This window comes from Acidihalobacter yilgarnensis (assembly GCF_001753245.1).
Lineage (GTDB): Bacteria > Pseudomonadota > Gammaproteobacteria > DSM-5130 > Acidihalobacteraceae > Acidihalobacter > Acidihalobacter yilgarnensis.
In genome coordinates this window covers 3,349,432-3,369,571 of sequence record NZ_CP017415.1, presented here as the reverse complement: position 1 = coordinate 3,369,571, position 20,140 = coordinate 3,349,432, and the positions used below count along the sequence as shown (strand labels likewise).

The 20,140-nt window shown below is 62.3% G+C and carries 22 protein-coding genes; 8 read left to right on the top strand and 14 right to left on the bottom strand.

The annotated features are described in order from the left end of the window. Positions 1 to 67 precede the first annotated feature (67 nt). The 5 genes from BI364_RS16215 to BI364_RS16195 all read right to left on the bottom strand — a co-directional run bounded on the left by BI364_RS16215 (position 68) and on the right by BI364_RS16195 (position 4,370). Positions 68 to 322 carry a YfhL family 4Fe-4S dicluster ferredoxin gene (locus BI364_RS16215; protein WP_070079624.1) on the bottom strand — a complete coding sequence of 85 codons (255 nt, stop codon included), beginning with the start codon at positions 320 to 322 and terminating at the stop codon, positions 68 to 70. Positions 323 to 383: 61 nt separating this feature from the next. Continuing rightward, on the bottom strand, positions 384 to 863 hold the full coding sequence (gene coaD / locus BI364_RS16210) for a pantetheine-phosphate adenylyltransferase (RefSeq protein WP_070079623.1): 480 nt from the start codon (positions 861 to 863) through the stop codon (positions 384 to 386). A gap of 67 nt (positions 864 to 930) precedes the next feature. Further along, positions 931 to 1,710, bottom strand: coding sequence for a divergent polysaccharide deacetylase family protein (locus tag BI364_RS16205; RefSeq protein WP_070079622.1), 780 nt, complete (start codon positions 1,708 to 1,710; stop codon positions 931 to 933). A gap of 36 nt (positions 1,711 to 1,746) precedes the next feature. Next, positions 1,747 to 3,081, bottom strand: coding sequence for a S41 family peptidase (locus tag BI364_RS16200; protein ID WP_070080158.1), 1,335 nt, complete (start codon positions 3,079 to 3,081; stop codon positions 1,747 to 1,749). A 104-nt stretch (positions 3,082 to 3,185) separates the two neighbouring features. Next, complete coding sequence (locus BI364_RS16195; protein WP_070079621.1) at positions 3,186 to 4,370, bottom strand: murein hydrolase activator EnvC family protein; 1,185 nt, start codon at positions 4,368 to 4,370, stop codon at positions 3,186 to 3,188. Between the two features lie 225 nt (positions 4,371 to 4,595). Between BI364_RS16195 and BI364_RS16190 the strand changes: the two genes are divergently transcribed. The 5 genes from BI364_RS16190 (at position 4,596) to BI364_RS16170 (ending at position 7,299) form a co-directional block, all read left to right on the top strand. Beyond that, positions 4,596 to 4,913 carry an ArsR/SmtB family transcription factor gene (locus BI364_RS16190; protein ID WP_070079620.1) on the top strand — a complete coding sequence of 106 codons (318 nt, stop codon included), beginning with the start codon at positions 4,596 to 4,598 and terminating at the stop codon, positions 4,911 to 4,913. A gap of 55 nt (positions 4,914 to 4,968) precedes the next feature. Next, on the top strand, positions 4,969 to 5,394 hold the full coding sequence (locus tag BI364_RS16185; protein WP_070079619.1) for a rhodanese-like domain-containing protein: 426 nt from the start codon (positions 4,969 to 4,971) through the stop codon (positions 5,392 to 5,394). Between the two features lie 4 nt (positions 5,395 to 5,398). After that, positions 5,399 to 5,665, top strand: coding sequence for a glutaredoxin 3 (grxC, locus tag BI364_RS16180; protein WP_070079618.1), 267 nt, complete (start codon positions 5,399 to 5,401; stop codon positions 5,663 to 5,665). A gap of 120 nt (positions 5,666 to 5,785) precedes the next feature. Next, entirely contained in the window at positions 5,786 to 6,265 is a 480-nt protein-coding gene (secB, locus tag BI364_RS16175) for a protein-export chaperone SecB (protein ID WP_070079617.1), read from the top strand. An 11-nt stretch (positions 6,266 to 6,276) separates the two neighbouring features. Then, positions 6,277 to 7,299, top strand: a complete 1,023-nt coding sequence (locus tag BI364_RS16170) for an NAD(P)H-dependent glycerol-3-phosphate dehydrogenase (RefSeq protein WP_070079616.1) — start codon at positions 6,277 to 6,279, stop codon at positions 7,297 to 7,299. 16 nt (positions 7,300 to 7,315) lie between these two features. Here the strand turns inward: BI364_RS16170 and trmL are convergent, their stop codons facing one another. Continuing rightward, a complete protein-coding gene (gene trmL, locus BI364_RS16165) occupies positions 7,316 to 7,780 on the bottom strand; it encodes a tRNA (uridine(34)/cytosine(34)/5-carboxymethylaminomethyluridine(34)-2'-O)-methyltransferase TrmL (protein WP_070079615.1) in 465 nt (154 codons plus the stop codon). Here trmL and BI364_RS16160 point away from each other — a divergent pair. Next, the gene (locus tag BI364_RS16160; RefSeq protein ID WP_070079614.1) at positions 7,779 to 8,744 is read left to right on the top strand and encodes a dihydroorotate dehydrogenase; all 966 of its coding nucleotides are present in this window, start codon (positions 7,779 to 7,781) and stop codon (positions 8,742 to 8,744) included. The two genes, trmL and BI364_RS16160, sit on opposite strands and share 2 nt — an antisense overlap. Positions 8,745 to 8,801: 57 nt before the next feature. On the opposite strand, the gene ntrC is transcribed toward BI364_RS16160, so the two are convergent. From ntrC to BI364_RS16120, 8 genes are all read right to left on the bottom strand, one after another. Further along, positions 8,802 to 10,241: a nitrogen regulation protein NR(I) gene (gene ntrC, locus BI364_RS16155; RefSeq protein WP_070079613.1), complete on the bottom strand. Its 1,440-nt coding sequence runs from the start codon at positions 10,239 to 10,241 to the stop codon at positions 8,802 to 8,804. Continuing rightward, positions 10,238 to 11,311 (bottom strand): nitrogen regulation protein NR(II), encoded by a 1,074-nt coding sequence (gene glnL, locus BI364_RS16150; RefSeq protein ID WP_322111768.1) that lies wholly within the window; start codon positions 11,309 to 11,311, stop codon positions 10,238 to 10,240. Before glnL ends, ntrC begins: the two co-directional genes overlap by 4 nt. Before the next feature lie 145 nt (positions 11,312 to 11,456). Beyond that, positions 11,457 to 12,104, bottom strand: coding sequence for a DUF4124 domain-containing protein (locus BI364_RS16145; protein ID WP_207644994.1), 648 nt, complete (start codon positions 12,102 to 12,104; stop codon positions 11,457 to 11,459). A gap of 121 nt (positions 12,105 to 12,225) precedes the next feature. After that, entirely contained in the window at positions 12,226 to 13,635 is a 1,410-nt protein-coding gene (glnA, locus tag BI364_RS16140) for a glutamate--ammonia ligase (RefSeq protein WP_070079611.1), read from the bottom strand. 192 nt (positions 13,636 to 13,827) lie between these two features. Further along, entirely contained in the window at positions 13,828 to 15,000 is a 1,173-nt protein-coding gene (locus tag BI364_RS16135) for a cation diffusion facilitator family transporter (protein WP_070079610.1), read from the bottom strand. Positions 15,001 to 15,074: 74 nt separating this feature from the next. Next, positions 15,075 to 15,320 (bottom strand): sulfurtransferase TusA family protein, encoded by a 246-nt coding sequence (locus tag BI364_RS16130; protein WP_070079609.1) that lies wholly within the window; start codon positions 15,318 to 15,320, stop codon positions 15,075 to 15,077. Between the two features lie 4 nt (positions 15,321 to 15,324). Next, positions 15,325 to 16,374 carry a tRNA (5-methylaminomethyl-2-thiouridylate)-methyltransferase gene (locus tag BI364_RS16125; protein WP_070079608.1) on the bottom strand — a complete coding sequence of 350 codons (1,050 nt, stop codon included), beginning with the start codon at positions 16,372 to 16,374 and terminating at the stop codon, positions 15,325 to 15,327. Positions 16,375 to 16,445: 71 nt separating this feature from the next. Continuing rightward, positions 16,446 to 17,018, bottom strand: a complete 573-nt coding sequence (locus BI364_RS16120) for a hypothetical protein (RefSeq protein WP_070079607.1) — start codon at positions 17,016 to 17,018, stop codon at positions 16,446 to 16,448. Positions 17,019 to 17,141: 123 nt separating this feature from the next. On the opposite strand from BI364_RS16120, the gene glyQ reads away from it, so the two are divergent. Then, complete coding sequence (gene glyQ / locus BI364_RS16115) at positions 17,142 to 18,062, top strand: glycine--tRNA ligase subunit alpha (RefSeq protein ID WP_070079606.1); 921 nt, start codon at positions 17,142 to 17,144, stop codon at positions 18,060 to 18,062. Next, the gene (glyS, locus tag BI364_RS16110; RefSeq protein ID WP_070079605.1) at positions 18,055 to 20,139 is read left to right on the top strand and encodes a glycine--tRNA ligase subunit beta; all 2,085 of its coding nucleotides are present in this window, start codon (positions 18,055 to 18,057) and stop codon (positions 20,137 to 20,139) included. The genes glyQ and glyS overlap by 8 nt, the downstream gene beginning before the upstream one ends. Position 20,140 lies beyond the last annotated feature (1 nt).

The window sequence follows — 20,140 nt, the reverse complement described above, 5'->3', positions numbered from 1 at the left end:
TCGGCGCGGTTCTCGCTCTCCGCCTGCGCGGGATGATGCTTGACCGCTGCGAGGCGGTCACAAACGGCTAACGTCCCTGGGCGATCAGGCGTTCATACTTTACCTGCAACATCTCGGGGGTCTCCACGTGATCCGGGTCCTTAGGGATGCAGTCGACGGGGCAGACATCCTGGCACTGCGGAGTGTCGTAGTGTCCCACGCACTCGGTGCACAGCGCTGGGTTGATGACGTAAATCTCCTCGCCAGGAGAGATGGCGGCGTTGGGGCACTCGGGCTCGCAGACGTCGCAGTTGATGCATTCGTCGGTGATGTACAAGGCCATGATGGCTTTCCTCGGTGCTTCGATGTGGCAGGCGTTACCGCCGATGGTAACGTATCCTGGGCTATTTGAAGCGCGACATCAGCGCCTTTTGCACTGCCGGGGAAACGAAGTCGGACACGTCTCCTCCAAGGCGGGCAATCTCACGCACCAGACTCGACGAGATGAAGCCATAGGCCTCGTCCGGGGTCAGGAAGATGCTCTCGATACCGGGATCGAGCTTGCGATTCATGCTGGAAAGCTGGAATTCGTGCTCGAAGTCGGAAATCGCGCGCAGACCACGCAGAATGAGGGCGGCGTTCTGCTCGCGCACGAAGTTTACCAGCAGTCCGCTGAAGCCTGTGACTTCCACGCCGGGCACGTCAGACAGCGCTTCGCGGGCCAGCGCCACGCGCTCTTCCAGGCTGAAGGTCGTCTGCTTGCCGGTGTCGGCAGCGACGCCGACGACGATGCGGCTGAACACGCGGCTGCCGCGACGGACCAGGTCGCTGTGTCCGTTGGTGATCGGGTCGAAAGTGCCGGGGTAGACAACGGCCAAGCTCATGGGCGTGCTCGCGCTTGAATCGGGTCGGCATCTTGATACAGGTGTCGCTAGGAGCGCAAGGCCGGGCTCAGGGCCTCGTGTCGGGTTCGCGGAGCGATTCCGAGACAATGCCCGCACGGGCATGCATCAGGTGGCCTTTACGGTCGTGGATCAGTGCGCTTACGGTTACCAGTTTGACGCCCTCAGCCGCCAACTGCGGAATACGCCGGCGCAGCACGGCCAAGGTGGTGGCATAGGGGTGGCCGATGACGATCGCGCTGCCGCGTACGCGGGCGATGGCGAGCGCCTTGTCGAGTTGACGGTCCACGTATGCGGGGTCGTCGTGCACGTCGTCCAGGAATATGTCGCGTGCGGCCGAGGGTATACCGGCGCGGCGGGCTTCCTCGAGGGCCGCCGAGCGTGGCGTGGTGAGGCTGTCGACGAAGAATAGGCCGCCGATGCGGCCGATGTCGTGCATCAGCCAGGCCATATCGCCGGCATTCTGGGTGAGTAGGCTGCCCATGTGGTTGTTGATGCCGGCGACGTGCGGAAGGGATGCGAGATCCGCGAGCAGTGTCCTGCGAATCTCGTCACGGGTCATGTCGAGGGTCAATCCGCCGGGGCCGAGCGGGTGCGGTTCCAGGCTCTGCATCGGTAGGTGGAGCATGATCTGCTTGCCGTTGCGGTATGCCAGACGGGCGAGCGGCACGGCGAAGGGCGTGTCGGGGAGGAAGGCGAGCGTGACCGAGCCGGGCAGCTCGGCGGCCATCAGGCCGAGAGGGTGATCGTAGCCGACGTCATCGATGATGATCGAGATGTCCGCGGCGCGGGCTTGCGCGAACAGGGCGCAGACCGCCGCGAGCAGCATTGGGAGCAGCCACCGGCCAGATATCATTGAACCCGGCTACCCGGTGGAGGCGGCGCGGAAGCTCTGGCTGAGCGCCAGGCTCTTGAGCACGGTCAGGGCCTCGTAGAGCTGAAAATCGGTGTGTGCGAGGCTGGGGTCCCCCTTGCCATCGCGTGCGGCCTTGGCCTTGCCGTCTGGATTGGCCAAATGGCCCGCCAGATCGGCCTCGCGCAGCATCTGGAAGCCATCGCTAAGTGATTTGCCGACGGCGAGCGGCTCAACCACGATGTTGGGTTCGATGCCCTCTGCCTGGATCGAATGCCCGTTCGGTGTGAAGTAGAGCGCTGTGGTGAGTTTGACGGCGGTGTCATGCGACAGCGGGAGCACGGTTTGCACCGAACCCTTGCCGAAGGTGCGCGTCCCGACGATCAGCGCGCGGTGGTTGTCCTTGAGCGCGCCGGAGACGATTTCGGCCGCGGAGGCGGTGCCGCCGTTGACCAGCACGACCATCGGTGCGCCGTGCAGGGCATCGCCCGGCGTGGCTTCGTAACGCAGATCGGAGTCGGCCAGGCGGCCTTTGGTGTAGACGATCAGGCCCCGATTGAGAAAGGCGTTGGAAACCCCCACGGCGGCACTGAGTACACCACCCGGATTGTTGCGCAGATCGAGTACCAGGCCCTTGAGCGGACCCTTGTTTTCGTGATCGAGCTTGTCGATGGCCTTTTTCAGGCTGGCCGGCGTGTTGGCCTGGAAGCTGGTGATGCGGACATAGCCGTAGCCCGGTTCGAGCATATGACTCTTGACGCTGTCGACGCGAATCACCTCGCGCTTGAGGACGAAGTGCAGTGGCTTGCTGACGCCTTGGCGTGCAATCTCCAGCTTAACCTCGCTACCGGGTTTCCCGCGCATCATCTTGACTGCCTGGTCGAGGCCGAGGCCCTGCACCGATACGTCGTTGATACGGGTAATGATGTCGCCAGGCTTGATCCCGGCACGTTGTGCCGGCGTATCGTCGATGGGCGAGACGACCTGGATGAAACCGTCCTTGGTGCCGACCACAAGACCGAGTCCGCCGAATTCGCCGGTGGTGTCGATTTGCAGCTGCTTGAAGGCGTTGGCGTCGAGATAGGCCGAGTGAGGATCAAGCCCGGTCAGCATGCCTTGAATAGCGTTGTCGAGCAGTTCCTTGTCGCTGACCGGCTTGACATAGTCTTGTTTGATGCGCTGAAAAATCTCGCTGAAGGTCTGCAGTTCCTTGAGCGGCAGCATGTCCTTCTGAGCTTGTGCGGTTCCCGCTGGGGTGCCGGCAGCCAGTGCGTAGCGCACTCCTGGGCCGATGCCTATGGCCAGCGTCAGACACAGAATACTCAGGATGCGGAATCTGGACGTCATGCAGTGCTCCAAGGCAGGGGCCCCGAGGCTGGGCGGGGCAGTGGTTCGGATTCTACCATCTCAGCCGGCAGAGGTCGCCGCAGGTTGTGGTCATTCGATCGATGTCAGGGGCGGCCACTGCACCAATGCTCCGGATTGAGCGGCCGCCCGTCGCGGCGTATGGCAAAGTAGACGCCGCTGCTGCGTGCGCCGCCGCTATCGCCAACACTGGCCACGACCTCGCCGGCACGCACCCATGACCCTACCGGGCGATAAATGGCTTGGTCGTGCCCGTAGAGGGTCATGAAGCCTTTGCCGTGGTCGATGATCAGCAGTAGACCGTAGCCGCGCAGCCAGTCAGCGAACACGACACGACCCGCATCCACGGCATGAATCGGTGCGCCACGATGGGTTTTAATAAAGGTGCCCTGCCAGCGCAGGACGCCATCGCTGCCGTCTCGTGCTTGGCCAAAGCTCGCCGCGATGCTGCCGGATACTGGCCAGGGCAGGCGGCCACGCAAGCGGTCGAAGGGGGTGTGGTTAAGCGTGTTGATTGATGCGCTATGGGCGACCGCCCGTCCGATTGAATCAACGATGTCCTGCAGTCGCTTGGCGTCCTGTTTGAGGCTGCTGAGGCGTGCTTGCTTGTCGCTGATGGTCTGGTTGAGCTGGGTCAGTGCGAGACGTCGCTGCTGCTCTGCCCGAGTCAGCTCGGCCTGATGGCTTCGCTGTTGTGCGAGGGTGGCGTCGAGCGCACGGGTCTCGGTCTTGAGCGCTCGCTGGGTTTGGATCAGGCCAGCGAGATTGTGTTTCGCGCTGGCGATTTCCTGAAGCCGAGCACGATTGAGGTAGTCGTAGTAGGCCAGCATTCGGCTGATTTTGGCGGGGTCTTCCTGATTGAGCAATAACTGCAATCGGGGCTGCTGGCCAGCCTTGTAGGCCGAAATCACCTGGGTGCTCAAGGCGTTGATCTGATGTTTGAGGCGCGCCTGTTGTCGTCCGGCGCGAGACATCAAGGTGCTCAGCCGAGTCTGTTGCTGGGTCAGGCGCAACCGAGTTAGGCGTAGCGCGTCCTCGGCTGCACCGATGGATTGCTCGCTGCGCCGTAGCTGCGCTTCGATCTGGCCTCGTTGGCCCTGGGCCTTTTCGATTTCTCGGGTTACCGTCCGTATACGGCCCTGGATTTCCCGTAATTTATGGGCAGTGGGATCATCGTTCGCAGCCAGGACCACGCCTTGCGGGAAAAGCAGCAGGGAGAAGACCGCGAGGGCGGCCAATCTTAGGATGGTATAAAAACGACTAGCCCGCATGGATTATTCAGGGTAATAATTAAGGAGTTGGTAATTTACAAACTTAGTACACGCCGAATGTGGGCCAGTATACCCATCCGGCCCGAATGTATGGTGTCCCGCCTCTTGCGGGGTTTTGACCCGCCTTTGGCGCCTCCGGTTGAGGGGACGGGATGGGTTAATCGGAAAGTGCTAATATTATTCAGCGGTTGAACCGGCGGCCGCGCCACCTTAAAGGTTAGATGCATGGAAGTCGTGAACCCCGAATTGATGACGCTGGATGAGGATATAGATCGAGCCTCGCGTTCCCTCAAAGCCATGTCGCACCCTTTGCGTTTGAAGATTCTTTGCACGCTGGGCGATCAGGAAATCAGCGTGCAGGACATCGTTGACAGCGTAGGCACCTCGCAGAGCAATATCTCGCAGCATCTGGCGATCCTGCGTGACAAGGGCATTCTGGCGTCGCGCAAGGACGCCAACAAGGTGTTCTACCGAGTGAGCGACCGCCGCACGCTGCGCCTGATCGGCATGATGCAGGAAGTCTTCTGCAGTAGCGGTATATAGCTCGCGGCCTTGTGGGCTATAGTGCCGGTTTTGCCAGTCGAGGGTTCAGGGTCACATGCAAGCCTATCTTCAGTTTGTCGTCAGCAATCCGCTGCCGTTCGTTGCATTGGTCTTCAATGTCGCGATGATCGGCTGGGTGGAATTCTCTCGCCTGACCAGCGGCGTCAAACACTTGAGCGCAGGCGAAGTGGTCCAGCTCATGAACCGCGACGACGCGATCGTGCTTGACGTGCGTGACGATGCCGAGGTGCGCGAAGGCATGATCGGCAAACCAAAGCATATCCCGCTGGCCTCGCTAGGCCAGCGGCTGGTGGAGCTCGATAAGCACCGGGACAAGACCGTCATCGCCTATTGCCGTTCTGGCAACCGTTCCTCGCAGGCCTGCCGGATGCTGCGCAAGGCGGGATTCGAGAAGGTGGTCAATCTGCGTGGCGGCATGCTCGCATGGCGCGAAGCTAACCTGCCGGTTCGTAAGCGTTAATCCCATGTCTGCCGTCGTACTCTATACCACTGAATACTGCCCGTACTGCGTTGCTGCGCGCGGTTTGCTGGAAAGAAAGGGCGCTATCTACGAGGAGCGGCGGATCGAAGGACGCCACGATCTGCGCACCGAGATGGAAGTGCGCAGTGGGCGTACCAGCGTGCCGCAGATATTCATCGGTGACCGGCATATCGGCGGTTACGACGAGATGGCCACTCTGGATCGCCGTGGCGAACTCGACCCGCTTCTAGGTGATCTCGCCGCAGACTAAATCGGGGCGTGTCCCGTATCGGCAACGATATAGAACCGGGCTTGATCGCAATGGGCGGTTCCGCCGCGCGGCGCGAGCGATTACCATACCTCCCCGACATTCCCTGCCTCGAGAAAGCCCATGACCGACGAAACCAGCAACACCGAAGCCGCCGACCAGCAATTCGGCATCCAGAAAATTTATTTGAAAGACGTGTCCTTTGAGTCACCTGACGCGCCGCAGGTCTTCACGCGTGAGTGGCAGCCCGAGGCCGAGGTGCAGCTGAACGTGTCGCATCAGGCGCTGGATGCCGGTGTTTGGGAGGTTGAGCTGCAGGTGACGGTGACGGCACGTTCCGGCGAGCGGACCTTCTATCTCGTGGAGATCAAACAAGCCGGCGTGTTCACCGCCCAGAACATCCCCGAGGAGCACATGGGCCATCTGCTGGGCAGCTACTGCCCGAATCTGTTGTTCCCATTCGCCCGCGAAGCCGTTGCGGATTTGGTTGCCAAGGGCGGCTTCCCTCAGCTCCTGCTCGCACCGATCAATTTCGATGCCTTGTACATGCAGCAGCTTGAGCAGCAGGGCGCGGCGGCCGAAGCGGCAAACACCAGCCACTGATCGACAGCACGATGCAAGACGATGCGCCCCTAGCTGTGCTGGGTGCCGGATCCTGGGGTACGGCGGTTGCCGTACTGCTGGCCAGCAACGGTCGTCAGTGCCTGTTGTGGAGTCGTGACCCGGCGCACGCGGCGTGCATGGCCGCTACTCGCCGGAACGCACGTTACCTGGGTGATATTCCCCTGCCCGCGGGCGTAGAGCCCACGGGCGATCTTGATGCCGTGTTGGATCGAGCCAGCGACTTGGTGATTGCGATCCCCAGCGCGGGTTTTACGACGTTCGTCGAGGGACTACGCGGGCGCTTGGCCGACAATGCCCGCCTGGCTTGGTTGACCAAGGGGCTTGCCCACGACACGGCCGATACGCTCGATTGCGTGATCGCCAGCGTGCTGGGCGAAGATCGATTGCGGGCGGTGATATCCGGTCCCAGTTTCGCCTCTGAAGTGGCCCGAGGGCAGCCGACAGCAGTCACGGTGGCCTCCCCAGACATCGCCTTTGCTGAAACGGTGGCTGGTTGGCTGCGTAACCCCGTGTTTCGCGTCTACACCAGTGATGACATGCTCGGCGTCGAATTGGGCGGCGCACTCAAGAACGTGCTGGCCATCGCGGTCGGCATCTCCGATGGTCTGGGTTATGGCGCCAACGCACGCGCCGCGCTGATCACGCGCGGCTTAGCGGAGCTGATGCGCCTGTTTCAGGCGGCCGGTGCGCGCCCTGAGACGCTGATGGGCTTGTCGGGCCTGGGTGATTTGGTGCTCACGTGTACCGACGACCAGTCTCGCAACCGTCGTCTGGGATTGGCCCTGGGGCGCGGCGAGTCACTGACTTCGGCGCTGCAAGCGATAGGTCGGGTGGTCGAGGGGGTGACTACGGCTGAGGGAGTTATGCGCGTTGCCGGCCGCTACGGTGTCGAGCTGCCGATCTGCGAGCAGGTTTATGGCGTGATTCACCGGGACATGCCTGCGCAGGATGCGGTGCAGGCCCTGCTCACGCGCGACCCGCGCCCGGAGTTGGGCGCGTCCTTCGCGGACTAGGATCTCTTGACGGCGCTTAGGCACCACCCTCGAAGCCGTTCTGGCGCCAAGCCTCGAACACGGTTACGGCCACGCTGTTGGAGAGATTCAGGCTGCGACTGTGTGGGCGCATCGGTAGTCGCAAGCGCCGATCAGCCGGGTAGTCCGCGAGCACAGATTCTGGCAGGCCGCGAGTCTCGGGGCCGAATACGAAAGCATCGCCCGGCGCGAAGCGGGCCTCGGCGAGCGGCTGTGCGCCGCGGGTGCTCATGGCGAAGCTGCGCAGAGGACGGACAGCTTCAGCGAAATCCTGCAGGCTGTCATACTCCTGCACCTGCGCCCACTCGTGATAGTCGAGGCCGGCACGCCGTAGGCGGCGGTCGTCCAGGGTGAAGCCTAGCGGGCGGATCAGGTGCAGCCGGCAGCCGGTGTTGGCACACAGACGGATCACATTGCCCGTATTGGGTGGAATTTCAGGTTGATAGAGGACGACGTGAAACATGAGCGAGCGCGTTAACGACCTTCGATTGGCGGTGGATTTTTGTGGCCTGAAGCTGGCGACACCGTTGGTATTGCTGTCGGGTTGCGTCGGCTTCGGCGAAGAATACACGCGCGTGGTGGGCTACTCCAATCGGGAGGTGGGTGCGATCTGTCTCAAGGGCACCACCGGGAGTCCGCGTTTGGGCAATCCGGCACATCGCGTCTACGAGACGCCCGCGGGCATGCTCAACGCGATCGGCCTTCAGAACCCCGGCGCCGCGAAGGTGGTCGACGAGATTCTGCCGACCCTGGATTTTGGCGAGACGCGCTATATCGCCAATGTATCCGGTTCCACCATCGAGGAATACGAAGCGGTGACGCGTCGCTTCGACGATTCGCCCATCGATGCCATCGAGATCAATATATCCTGCCCCAATGTGAAGGAAGGCGGGGTGGCCTTCGGGAATGACCCGGATATGTCCGCGCGCGTGGTCGAGGCCTGTCGGCGAGTGACGGACAAACCGCTGATCACCAAGCTCTCCCCGAACCAGACCGATATCGCCGAGAACGCGCGACGTTGTATCGAGGCGGGTACGGATGCCTTTGCAGCCATCAACACCTTGATGGGGATGGCCATCGACATTCATGCGCGAAGGCCGCATATCGGCAACAACCAGGGCGGATTGTCGGGGCCGGCGATCAAGCCCATCGCCCTGCTCAAGGTCTGGCAGGTCTATCAGGTGGCACGGCCGCACGGGATTCCAATCATCGGGCAGGGTGGCGTCGCCAGTGCGGAGGACGCAATCGAGTTTCTATTGGCCGGTGCTTCCGCGATTGGCGTCGGCACGGCGCTGTTCTATGACCCGCTGATTCTGTCGCGGATCAACGATGGTCTGCTGGCCTATATGACGCGTCACGAGGTTGGCAGTATCGCCGAGCTAACCGGCGCATTGGTACCCAATGGCCCGGGTGGCGCCTGTATTTGAGACCTTCGAATGGCTCGCATGGCAGCCGCGCCCGCCCACAGCGGGGCGGATGGCGACTCAGTCCTCGTCTTCCTCGTGTCCGTCCTCTTCGCCTACGGTCATGCCCAATTCCTTGATTTTGCGTGTGAGGGTGTTGCGACCCCAGCCGAGCAGTTTGGCTGCATCCTGACGACGACCGCCGGTACGCCGTAGGGCAACCTCGATCAGTATCCGTTCCATACGCGGGGTGGCCATGTCGAGCAGGGGTTGCTCGTTGAGTGCGGCCTGGCGCTCCGCCCAACGGGTGAGCGGGTCCTCCCAATCCAATCCGCCCTCTTCGGTATTGATCTGACGCAGCTCGGGGGGCAGGTCCTCCAGATGAATCTCGTTGCCAGAGGCCATCACGGTCAGCCAGCGACAGGTGTTTTCTAGCTCGCGTACGTTGCCTGGCCATTGATAGCGTCGTAGATAGTCGCTGACATCGGGACGCGGCGTCTTGGGGCTGGCCTGAAGTTCATCCGCGGCTTGTTTGAGAAAATGGTCTAGCAGTAGGGGAATGTCCTCGTTCCGCTCACGCAATGGCGGAATACGGATGCGAATGACGTTGAGGCGGTGGTACAGATCCTCGCGAAACAAGCCCTCCTTCACACGGCGCTCGAGATCCTGGTGGGTCGCCGCAATGATGCGTACATCGACCCGGATAGGCGTGTGTCCGCCGACGCGGTAGAACTCGCCGTCCGCGAGCACGCGCAAGAGCCTGGTTTGTAGCTCGGCGGGCATGTCGCCGATTTCGTCCAGAAACAGCGTGCCGCCGTCGGCCTGTTCGAAGCGGCCTCGGCGTTGCGCCTGGGCTCCGGTAAAGGCGCCGCGCTCGTGTCCGAAGAGTTCGGATTCGAGCAGGTCGCGAGGTATCGCGGCGGTGTTGAGCGCGATGTAAGGTCCTGTGGCGCGCGGGCTGTGTCGATGCAGTGCGCGGGCGACCAGTTCCTTGCCAGTGCCCGATTCACCGGTGATCAGTACGGTGATGTTGGAGCGCGCCAGTCGGCCGATGGCGCGGAATACCTCCTGCATGGCCGGGGCCTCGCCGAGGATTTCCGGGGTTTCCTCGCGCGCGGCCTCCAGCTCAATCGCGGTCGTCTGCTGGCGTGCGCGTTGGCAGGCGCGACGGGCCAGTTCCACGGCCTCGTCGACGTCGAAGGGCTTGGGCAGGTATTCGAACGCGCCACCTTGGTAAGCTGCAACCGCGGCATCGAGATCCGAGTGTGCGGTGATGATGATGACTGGGATCTCGGGGTACTGGGTGCGCAGGCGTTCGAGCAGGTTGAGCCCATCCTGTCCGGGCATGCGGATGTCGCTGATGATGACACGCGGCCGCTGCTGCTCAAGTTGACGCAATACGGATTCGGCATCCTCGAAGACGGCGACCTCGAACCCAGCGCCGCCAAGCGCGCGCTCCAGTACCCAGCGGATCGAGCGGTCGTCGTCGACGACCCAGATCGTGTCCGTATTTTCGGTCATGTTTCGGTCCCCAGAGGGAGCAGAATGGTGAATTGTGTGTGCCCTGGCCGCGATTGACATTCGATCAATCCTCCATGCTGGGTTATCAGTGACTGGGAGATGGCCAAACCAAGTCCGGAGCCCTCTGGGCGCCCGGATACCATGGGGTAGAAAATACGGTCGATTAGCCCTTCGGGTACGCCGGGGCCATCGTCTACCACGTGGATAACGGCCACCAAGCGGTGGCGGACGCTGCCGATGGTGTGATTGCGTGTGATACGGGTACGCAGCAGGATTTCGCCGGAGTGACCGACGGCATGGACGGCGTTCTGCACGATGTTGAGCACAGCCTGGAAGATCATGTCCCGGTCGAACAGCAATTCAGGAATGCTGGGGTCGTAATCGGTGGCCAGTCGGATGTCCGCGGGCAGGTCGACATTGACCAGCTGACGGGCACGCTCAAGTACTTCGTGAATATTGCTGATGTTCATGCGCGGGCGACTGTTCGGACCCAGCATGCGGTCGACCAGCGCACGCAGGCGGTCGGCTTCGGCAACGATGATGCGAGTGTATTCGCGCAGGTCGTCTGCAATCAGTTCGCGTTCAAGCAATTGCGCCGCGCCGCGCAGCCCGCTCAGGGGGTTCTTGATTTCATGGGCCAACCCACGCAGTAACTCGCGTGCGGTGGACTGTTGGCTGAGCAGCCGCTTTTCGCGGGTGATGCGCAGCTGACGGTCGATGTGGCTGAGTTCAAGCATGACGCCATCCACGTATTCCCCGATGATCCAGGGTGTGATCGTGCAATCGACGTTGGTTTGGCGATGTCCGGGTAGATGCAGAAGCTTCTCGCGTTCCGTCAGTGGGTGCGCCGTAGCCACGGCCTCTCGCAGTGCCTCGATAAAGACCTCGTCTCCGGGGAACAGAAGTTCGGCCGGGCTACCGACGACATTTTGCGCGCTATGCTCGAGCAGCATCTCACCTGCTGGATTGAGCAGACGCAGGATCAATCCGCTGTCGAAGTACAGGATTGCGGTCGTGAGGTTGTCGAGTATCTCGGCTTCGGTCGGAACCATGTGGGTAGGCGGCATCATCGTTGTCATCATCGCACTGGCAAGCAAAAAGCGCGCCGTGTCTACAGGCCGCGTGTGGCCTATAGACACGGCAATAAGCGCAGATATTATGCACCAATATAGTGCGTGCTATCGGGGCTCGCGTGTGATGCGGGGAGGGGGGAGATCAGTTGGGGGCGTGAAACTGCGGCGCGCGGGGCATCATGGGTGCCCGAGGGGCTTGATGTACGCCGCCAGAAATACCATTGGGCGCAGGCGTGTTACCCGTGTTACCCGTACCCGGTGCCGCTTGCTGCGGGTTGAATAGGATGGAGTGGCGTAGCAGCGTGAAGCTGATGCCCGACGAGCGGATTGCGACACTACCGCCGGCAGTCTCGACGGCGGCATACAGCATATGGGTACCGCGATTGACGTTGCTCAGGGGTATCTGCGTGGAGGTGCCGCTGTATACCTGCGCGCCGTCCATGAACAGGCGTATGCGGTCGCCGGGCCGCAGGGCCGGCGAAAGGCTTAGCGAAACCGTGATGTCGCCGTTGTTGGCACGCACGGATTGATTGTTGGTTGGCGAGGTGATCGCCAGCGAGCGGTAGGGCGCCACTTGTCCGCTGGAGCCAGTGGCCGGCTGCGGCCCACTGAGTTGTTGCGGCGTTTGCATGGTGTTCAGCGGATGATTGAGCTCAAGCTTTTGGGCGTTGCCGTTGGGCGGCGGGACGTCTGAAAAGACGACATCGCCCTGGGCATTGACCCAACGATAGATCGTTGCCTGGGCCGCAGTAGTAAACAGCAGGCAGAAGATGAAAAGCAGGCGCGCCATTGGCGACAGCATAGGCCGGCACTGGCCCTGGCTGCAAGTGCTAGGCGACTTTGTCTGGACGCAAACGAAAGACGCCCCCGTTTCCGGAGGCGTCCGTCGTGCGATCTTCAGTGGAAGAAGATCAGAGGCTGTAATACATGTCGAACTCAACCGGATGGGTGGTCATCCGCATGCGGGTGACTTCCTCCATCTTGAGTGTGATATAGGCGTCGATGGCGTCGTCGGTAAATACACCGCCGGCGGTGAGGAAGGCGCGATCCTTGTCCAGGGCCGCGAGCGCCTGGTCGAGGGCACTGCAAACCTGAGGTATCTTCTTCTCCTCTTCGGGCGGCAGATCGTAGAGATTCTTATCCATGGCGTCGCCGGGATGGATCTTGTTCTGGATGCCGTCGAGGCCGGCCATCAGCATGGCCGTGAAGGCCAGATAAGGGTTGCCGGTGGAGTCAGGGAAGCGAACCTCAATGCGGCGCGCCTTGGGGCTGGACACCCACGGAATGCGGATCGAGGCCGAGCGATTGCGCGCGGAATAGGCCAGCATGACCGGGGCTTCAAAACCGGGGACCAGTCGCTTATAGCTGTTGGTCGAGGCGTTGGTTAGTGCGTTGATCGCATGCGCGTGCTTGATGATGCCGCCGATGTAGAACAGTGCGGTTTCGGACAGGCCGCCATAGAGGTCGCCGGCGAACAGGTTGACGCCATCCTTGGCCAGCGACTGGTGGACGTGCATACCGTTGCCGTTGTCGCCGACCAGGGGCTTGGGCATGAAGGTCACGGTCTTGCCATAGTTGTGAGCGACGTTCATGACCACGTATTTGAGTATTTGGTTCCAGTCGGCGCGGGTGACCAGCGTGTTGAACTTGGAGCCGATCTCGCACTGGCCGGCGGTCGCCACCTCATGGTGGTGCACCTCGGTGGGGACGCCCATTTCCTCAAGGACCAAGCACATGGCCGAACGCAGGTCCTGCAGGGAATCGACCGGCGGAACGGGGAAATAGCCGCCCTTGACGCCGGGGCGGTGACCGATGTTGCCTTCCTCGAACACCTTCTCGGAATTCCAGCCGGCCTCGTCGGAGTCGATCTTGTAGAACGCGCCCTGCATGTTGGAGCCCCAACGCACGTCGTCGAAGACGAAGAATTCGGGCTCGGGGCCGAAGAACGCGGTATCGGCAATCCCGGTCGATTTCAGGTAGGCCTCGGCGCGCTTGGCGATGGAGCGTGGGTCGCGCTCGTAGCCTTGCATGGTGGAGGGCTCAATGACATCGCAACGCAGGATCAGCGTGACTTCATTGAAAAAGGGATCGATGACCGCAGTGCTCGCGTCGGGCATCAGGATCATGTCGGAGGCCTCGATGCCCTTCCAGCCGGCGATCGATGAGCCGTCGAACATCTTGCCGTCCTCGAAGAGCGACTCGTCGATCGTGTGTGCCGGCACGCTCACGTGCTGTTCCTTGCCGCGGGTGTCGGTAAAACGGAAATCGACGTACTTGGCGTCGTGTTCCTTCATCATGTTGAGAACATCATTCGGGGACATGCTTATTGGCTCCTCACGCGTGGTTCGTTAGATATAGTTCCTGACTTGCAGCTCTGTTGCCGGCCGAGCCCCGCCGTGTGTTGCGATTCATAGGCACAAAAAATGCCAAGCTAAATGCCGGCGCGCCCGCTCCTGGCGACCGGCTGCGGGTAAGTGGTGCGCATTTATGGTGCGCAGCCATCGTATTTGCACCTAATCGGTGCGTTCGCAGCGGAAATAGACCTTTACCTCGCCGATTTCTGGTAGTGCCTTGCTCGCCGTGACGAGTTGTTCCGCGACAAGGCGGGCCATCTCTGCCGTTTCTACCGGTCCGCGGAGCGGCATGAAGAGATCGAGATGGGCTCGCCCGTTGAGATAGTGGAGATGAACGTTTTCGAGTTCCCTCGCCGCGGGGATATCTTTCCACTGTGCGCGTAGGGCTGCAAGCAGTGTCTGGCGTAGGGGTAGATGCGCACAGCTGGCCTCGCGTTCGTCATCCTCTGGATCGACATGCACCGTGACGTCGGAGACGTGCTCGTAGTGTTCGATCAGGTGGTTGCGAACGGCTTCGCCGATGTGATGGCCTTCCGAGACACTGATCCGCGGATTGACTTGAATATGGACGTCGGCCAGTGCCTCGCCGCCCATGCGGCGTGTGCGCAACGTATGTAGGTTCTTGACGCCGTCCAGCGCGAGGATGCTGCCGCGAATCGCCTGAACCTCGTCCGCATCGAGACCGGTGTCGATCAGCTCGCGTACACCGCTGGTCGCCAGTTGCCAGCCGATGCGCAGGATCATTGCCGATACGGCGATGGCAGCGATGGCGTCGAGGTGGTCGAAGCCGAGCAGCGTGCCGCCGATGCCCGCGAACACGATCAACGAGGAGAGGACGTCGGAGCGATGATGCCAGGCGTTGGCCTTGAGCAGCGTCGATTTAACCTGCTTCGCGACGTGCATGGTGTAGTGATACAGCGATTCTTTGGCGAGGATAGCCAAGGCGGCGAAGGCGAGTGCGATGGGTTCGGGGCCGGGGCCATGTTCGGGTTGCAATAGGTGGCTGAAAGCGTCGATGGCGATGCCGGTCGCCACGGCCATCAGCGCGAGGCCAACAATGACCGAGCCGAGGGTTTCGATGCGCCGGTGCCCATAGGGATGCTCGTCATCGGCATCCTGGCTGCCGTGTTTGGCGGCGAGCAGCACAACGACGTCGCTGGCGAGGTCGGAGAGGGTGTGCAGCCCGTCAGCGACCAAGGCCTGAGAGTGGGCCATGATTCCGCCCGCGATCTGGGCCGTTGAGACGACCAGGTTGACCAGGGAGCCGATCAGGGTGACGCGGCGCATGGCGCCGTAACGTGCGTCTGGAGTGGAGGTGTCGATGGTTTCCATGGCGCGCAAGGGGGGTCTCGTGTCGGGCTGGGGATTATGCCACCGGCGCGGGCGCAATACCCATGCCGTTAGCGTTAGCGTGTCGTGGCTTCGTTGGTCTGTATCAGAATCACCAGGCTGACCTCGCCTGCATCCTGATGCGACTCCAGTACGCGATGTCCATGTACGCGGCACCAGGCGGGTATGTCGAGTAGGGCGCCAGGATCGGTACAGTGGACGCGCAAGGTATCGCCCGGCATCAGTTCGGCGACGCGGGTTTGTACGCGGATGACCGGCAGCGGGCACAGCAGTCGGCGTGCGTCGAGCGTGTATTCGGCCACGACTTCAAACGTACCAGGACTGGGGGACTTCGTCCGCCGATAGCGGCACTACCTTCAACGCGCGTGGTTCGTCACCGGGCTCGGCTACGGCCACTTCAACCCAGTCGGCGTCTCGTCCCTGGCTAAAGCGGGCAACGATGCGCGCGGCCAGCGACAAATCTTCGGCGCTGAGTGCGTGGCTGGCTTCGACCAGGGTCAGTGGGCCGGCATGGCTGATTGGTAACAGGTGTACGAACTGTTTGCGGTAACCCTCGAGGAAACGGGACTCGCCTTCCTCCCGCGAGACGATCAGCTTGAAATGTTCGCGGGGGCGCAGGTGGCGCCCCACTTTGAGCAGCATGATGTCATCCAGTTCGTAACGTTTCTCGCCACGATGCTGCCAGAGGTCGCCGAGCTTGCGCGAATAGCTCTCGTCGGTGAGAAAACAGCAGCCGCCAGCCGGTTGGGCGTAGTCGTCGAAGCCATAGTGCTCGGCCAGCGCGATCTGCGGTTTGCGTGAGCGCCCAGAAAAATCGAAGAGCTGTTGGCGATCGATCCAGCCCTCACGTTCAGGTAGCGTGGGTGCGAGATTCCGCGCACACAGTGGGCGCAACAGGCGGTCGTCTGCCCCGGATTCGCGCGCAACGATGGGCATGGTCACCTTGCGTTGCGACTTGGGTCTTTGGCCGATGACCTCGCCGGTGATGATGAAGTCGAAGTCGTGGGCCTGCATCCATTCGCGGGCCTTGCCCACCATGAATATCTTGCAGTCGAGGCAGGGATTGAGATTCGCGCCATAGCCATGCTTGGGATTCAGGACGACGTCCTTGTATTCCTCCACGATATCGACGATGTGCAGGCGAATGCCGAGCTGCTCGGCAACCCATAGCGCATTGTTGCGCTTGGGTTTCGCCGTGTTCGCTTGCTTGCGGATCGCGTGGGTGTGACCCTCGACGCAGAAGCCGGTGAAGAAGTTGATGCCCTCGACATGCACGCCCTGGGCCTGGATCGCGCGTGCGGCGAGCATGGAGTCTAGCCCGCCGGATATCAGGGCAACGGCCTTGCGCTGGGTCATCGGTCTATATGGGTATTGAATGGGCGGGCATCTTAACAAACCCGTCGCCGGCACCCCAAGTTCGCCGTTGTCTAGTGCGCGCGCGTTCCCCGTGGTGTGGGAATGGGGGTGGCGTCGGTCCGATGTGCGAGAGCCCTCCGGGCGGCCTGGCTACCGCTGTTCGACCACAGTTCGAATTGATCGAGCGCGCTGAGTGCTTCGAAGGCCGGGCGGGCACGCATCGCGTTGAGCGTGTCCATCAGGGAGACGAAGGCGGCGGCCAGGGTACGGAAGAGCTGCCCGCTGCCCTGATTCAGGGCGCCGGCAAGGTCGAGGTAGGCGCTGCGGCCCAGATCAATGAAGTAGTCGATGCCGACACGCCGTCTGCGGGCGATTCCCGGAAACAGCCCAGCGAAGAGCAGGCACTGGTCGCCGACATCGCGCAGATGCTCCGCGCGCAGGCTGCCGGTCATTGTCTGCGCCTTGAGGTATTCGAGCGCCATGAGGGTGCGTGCCAGCTCGGGTCTGCGGCTGAAGCGTTGAAGCAGCATCATGAGGTAAGCCTCCAGGTGGGCATCGAGCGGGTGGCCTGTGTCGTTGGCACCTTCCCGGACAAGGCGCTGCCACAGAGCGGCGATGGTGGGTTCAAGGATCAGATCGCTCATAATCTCCTCCTCCTCACGCGGGCTTGCCTTATTTCCTTAGCACACGCCGTGCCGGCCCGCCTTGCTGGCGTCCGCCCGCGGCGGGTTATACTTGCCGCCGATTTCCGCGCGGTGCCGAGGACCATGACCAGCTACGATGTCTCCACCTTCCAATCCCTGATTCGTGCCCTGCAGGATTACTGGTCCGGCGAGGGTTGCGTGATTCTGCAGCCCTATGACATGGAGATGGGCGCCGGCACCTTCCACCCCGCGACCTTTCTGCGTGCCATTGGCCCCGAACCGTGGCGGGCGGCCTATCCCCAGCCCTCGCGCCGTCCTACCGATGGTCGTTATGGCGAAAATCCAAACCGTCTGCAGCATTATTATCAGTTTCAGGTGATGCTCAAGCCTTCGCCGGACGACATTCAGGCACTGTATCTGGGCTCTCTGACGGCCCTCGGGCTTGATCAGTTGGTGCACGACATACGCTTTGTCGAGGACAACTGGGAATCGCCCACCTTGGGTGCCTGGGGGCTCGGTTGGGAAGTCTGGCTCAATGGCATGGAAGTCAGCCAGTTCACCTATTTCCAGCAGGTGGGTGGCCTTGATTGCCGCCCGGTGACCGGCGAAATTACCTATGGGCTGGAGCGCATCGCGATGTATCTGCAGGGCGTCGAAAGCGTGTATGACCTGGTGTGGACACGAGGTCCGCAGGGTGTGGTGCGCTACGGCGACGTATTCCATCAGAACGAGGTCGAGCAATCGAGCTACAACTTCGAGCAGGCCAACGTCGAGGCCTTGCTGGGATGGTTCGACACCTGCGAGGCTGAGAGTGCGCGCCTGATCGAAGCCGGTTTGCCGTTGCCGGCCTACGAGCAAATGCTCAAGGCTTCGCATACCTTCAATCTGCTCGATGCCCGTCAGGCCATCTCGGTGACCGAGCGTCAGCGATACATTCTGCGTGTACGGACCCTGTCGCGCGCCATTGCCGAGGCCTATTACGCGGCGCGGGAGAGGCTCGGTTTTCCCCTGCTCGCGGGCGTGCAGGAGACACACCATGAATGAATCCCGCGCCGACCTGCTGATTGAGATCGGGACAGAAGAGCTACCACCCGGCTCGTTGCGCCGCCTGGCCGAGACGCTGGCGGATGAGCTGGCCACGCGACTTGAGGCCGCCGGCGTCTGCGGTGGCGTGCGGCATGTTTATGCGACGCCGCGCCGCCTGGCCGTGCGCTTCGAGCAGGTTCCCCTGATGCAGCCCGATCGTCGCATCGAACGCCGTGGCCCGGCACTGACGGCGGCCTTCGATGCCGAGGGACAGGCAACCAAGGCCGCACAGGGCTTTGCCCGTTCGGTGGGTCTCGAAGTGGATGCATTGGAGCGCCTGGAAACCGATAAAGGCACCTGGCTGTGCGCATATCTGCACGAACCCGGGCGCGCCACGGCGGCGCTGATACCCGAAATGTTGACGGCGGCATTGGGCAAGCTACCCATCGCCAAGCGCATGCGCTGGGGGGCGAGTGAGGCCGAGTTTGTGCGCCCGGTGCATTGGATCGTGCTGTTGCTCGGGGAGACCGTGATCGAGACCGAAATTCTCGGCGTGAAGAGCGGACGCATGACGCACGGACACCGGGCACACCACCCGGAACCACTGTGCCTCGCGGATCCCGCCGCCTATGCGCCGCTGCTTGAGACGCAGGGCCACGTACTGCCGGATTTCGACGCACGTCGGGCCGCGATCAAGGCCCAGATCGAAGCATTGGCGGCCGGGCTCGGCGGGCGTGCGATGCTCGACGAGGCGCTGCTTGATGAAGTGACCGCGTTGGTCGAATGGCCGGTCGCGGTGGCGGGCGGCTTCGAGGCGCGCTTTCTGGAGGTGCCGCACGAAGCGCTGATTACCACGATGATGGACAATCAGCGCTATTTCCCGGTACTCGATGCAGATGGCCGCTTGATGCCGCACTTCATCACCATCGCGAATCTCGAAAGCCGCGATCCTGCGCAGGTGCGGGCCGGCAATGAACGCGTGATCCGCCCGCGCTTGCACGATGCCGAGTTCTTTTGGCAGCAGGACCGACGTCAGCCACTGGTCACCCGTCGCGAGGCGCTCAAGGGCATGGTGTTCCAGAGCAAGCTGGGCACGCTCTACGATCGAAGCGACCGCATGGCGCGCCTCGCCGGCACGATTGCCGGCGAGCTGGGTGCCGCGCCGGAGGAGGGCGTGCGTGCAGGCGAGCTGGCCAAGTGCGATTTGGTGACCGCGATGGTGTTCGAGTTTCCAGAGCTGCAAGGCGTGATGGGGCGCTATTACGCCACGCACGATGGCGAGCCGGCGGGCGTGGCGCGTGCGATCGAGGACCAGTATCGCCCGGCGCATGCTGGTGACCGCCTGCCCGATGCCCCCGTCGCGCAGGCCCTGGCGCTCGCCGACAAGCTCGATACCCTGGTCGGCATCTTCGCCATTGGCCAGCGTCCGAGCGGCACTAAGGACCCCTTTGCGCTGCGCCGTGCCGCACTGGGTGTCGTGCGCATCCTCATCGAGGGTGGGCTCGAACTCGATCTTGAGGTGCTGCTCGGGCAAGCCGCCGAGGCCTTGGCGTCGCGGTTGGATGCAGGCGCTGCGGTGAGCGAGGTGTTCGATTATGTGATGGAGCGCTTGACCGCCTATTACGCCGATCGCGGCATTCCCTCCGACGTGGTCGACGCCGTGCTTGCCTGCCGTCCGACACGCTTGACCGATCTCGATCGTCGCGTGCAGGCAGTGCAGGCGTTTCGTGCCCTGCCCGAGGCCGAGGCTCTGGCAGCGGCCAACAAGCGCATTCGCAATATCCTGCGTCAGAATGGCAGTGCGACTGCCCTCGAGGTGGAGCGGGACCTATTGGTGGAATCGGCCGAGCGAGACCTGTTCGAGGCCCTGCTCGTGGCGGAGGCTGCGACCGCGCCACAGTTCCAACAGGGTCATTATGGCGCCGCGCTGACGCATTTGGCGGCGCTGCGCGCCCCGGTCGACCGCTTCTTCGACGAGACCCTGGTGATGGCGGAAGATGAAGCTTTGCGACGCAATCGCGTGGGCGTGCTTGCACGCTTATCCGAGCTGTTTCTGCGAGTCGCCGATATTTCCCGGTTACAGACGGTAGGCTGAG

Excerpts from the sequence above, each read along its gene's own strand:
- BI364_RS16215 (WP_070079624.1), bottom strand. The coding sequence starts at position 322 with ATGGCCTTGTACATCACCGACGAATGCATCAACTGCGACGTCTGCGAG.
- coaD (WP_070079623.1), bottom strand. The coding sequence starts at position 863 with ATGAGCTTGGCCGTTGTCTACCCCGGCACTTTCGACCCGATCACCAAC.
- BI364_RS16205 (WP_070079622.1), bottom strand. The coding sequence starts at position 1,710 with ATGCTGCTCGCGGCGGTCTGCGCCCTGTTCGCGCAAGCCCGCGCCGCG.
- BI364_RS16200 (WP_070080158.1), bottom strand. The coding sequence starts at position 3,081 with ATGACGTCCAGATTCCGCATCCTGAGTATTCTGTGTCTGACGCTGGCC.
- BI364_RS16195 (WP_070079621.1), bottom strand. The coding sequence starts at position 4,370 with ATGCGGGCTAGTCGTTTTTATACCATCCTAAGATTGGCCGCCCTCGCG.
- BI364_RS16190 (WP_070079620.1), top strand. The coding sequence starts at position 4,596 with ATGGAAGTCGTGAACCCCGAATTGATGACGCTGGATGAGGATATAGAT.
- BI364_RS16185 (WP_070079619.1), top strand. The coding sequence starts at position 4,969 with ATGCAAGCCTATCTTCAGTTTGTCGTCAGCAATCCGCTGCCGTTCGTT.
- grxC (WP_070079618.1), top strand. The coding sequence starts at position 5,399 with ATGTCTGCCGTCGTACTCTATACCACTGAATACTGCCCGTACTGCGTT.
- secB (WP_070079617.1), top strand. The coding sequence starts at position 5,786 with ATGACCGACGAAACCAGCAACACCGAAGCCGCCGACCAGCAATTCGGC.
- BI364_RS16170 (WP_070079616.1), top strand. The coding sequence starts at position 6,277 with ATGCAAGACGATGCGCCCCTAGCTGTGCTGGGTGCCGGATCCTGGGGT.
- BI364_RS16160 (WP_070079614.1), top strand. The coding sequence starts at position 7,779 with ATGAGCGAGCGCGTTAACGACCTTCGATTGGCGGTGGATTTTTGTGGC.
- trmL (WP_070079615.1), bottom strand. The coding sequence starts at position 7,780 with ATGTTTCACGTCGTCCTCTATCAACCTGAAATTCCACCCAATACGGGC.
- ntrC (WP_070079613.1), bottom strand. The coding sequence starts at position 10,241 with ATGACCGAAAATACGGACACGATCTGGGTCGTCGACGACGACCGCTCG.
- glnL (WP_322111768.1), bottom strand. The coding sequence starts at position 11,311 with ATGATGCCGCCTACCCACATGGTTCCGACCGAAGCCGAGATACTCGAC.
- BI364_RS16145 (WP_207644994.1), bottom strand. The coding sequence starts at position 12,104 with ATGGCGCGCCTGCTTTTCATCTTCTGCCTGCTGTTTACTACTGCGGCC.
- glnA (WP_070079611.1), bottom strand. The coding sequence starts at position 13,635 with ATGTCCCCGAATGATGTTCTCAACATGATGAAGGAACACGACGCCAAG.
- BI364_RS16135 (WP_070079610.1), bottom strand. The coding sequence starts at position 15,000 with ATGGAAACCATCGACACCTCCACTCCAGACGCACGTTACGGCGCCATG.
- BI364_RS16125 (WP_070079608.1), bottom strand. The coding sequence starts at position 16,374 with ATGACCCAGCGCAAGGCCGTTGCCCTGATATCCGGCGGGCTAGACTCC.
- BI364_RS16120 (WP_070079607.1), bottom strand. The coding sequence starts at position 17,018 with ATGAGCGATCTGATCCTTGAACCCACCATCGCCGCTCTGTGGCAGCGC.
- glyQ (WP_070079606.1), top strand. The coding sequence starts at position 17,142 with ATGACCAGCTACGATGTCTCCACCTTCCAATCCCTGATTCGTGCCCTG.
- glyS (WP_070079605.1), top strand. The coding sequence starts at position 18,055 with ATGAATGAATCCCGCGCCGACCTGCTGATTGAGATCGGGACAGAAGAG.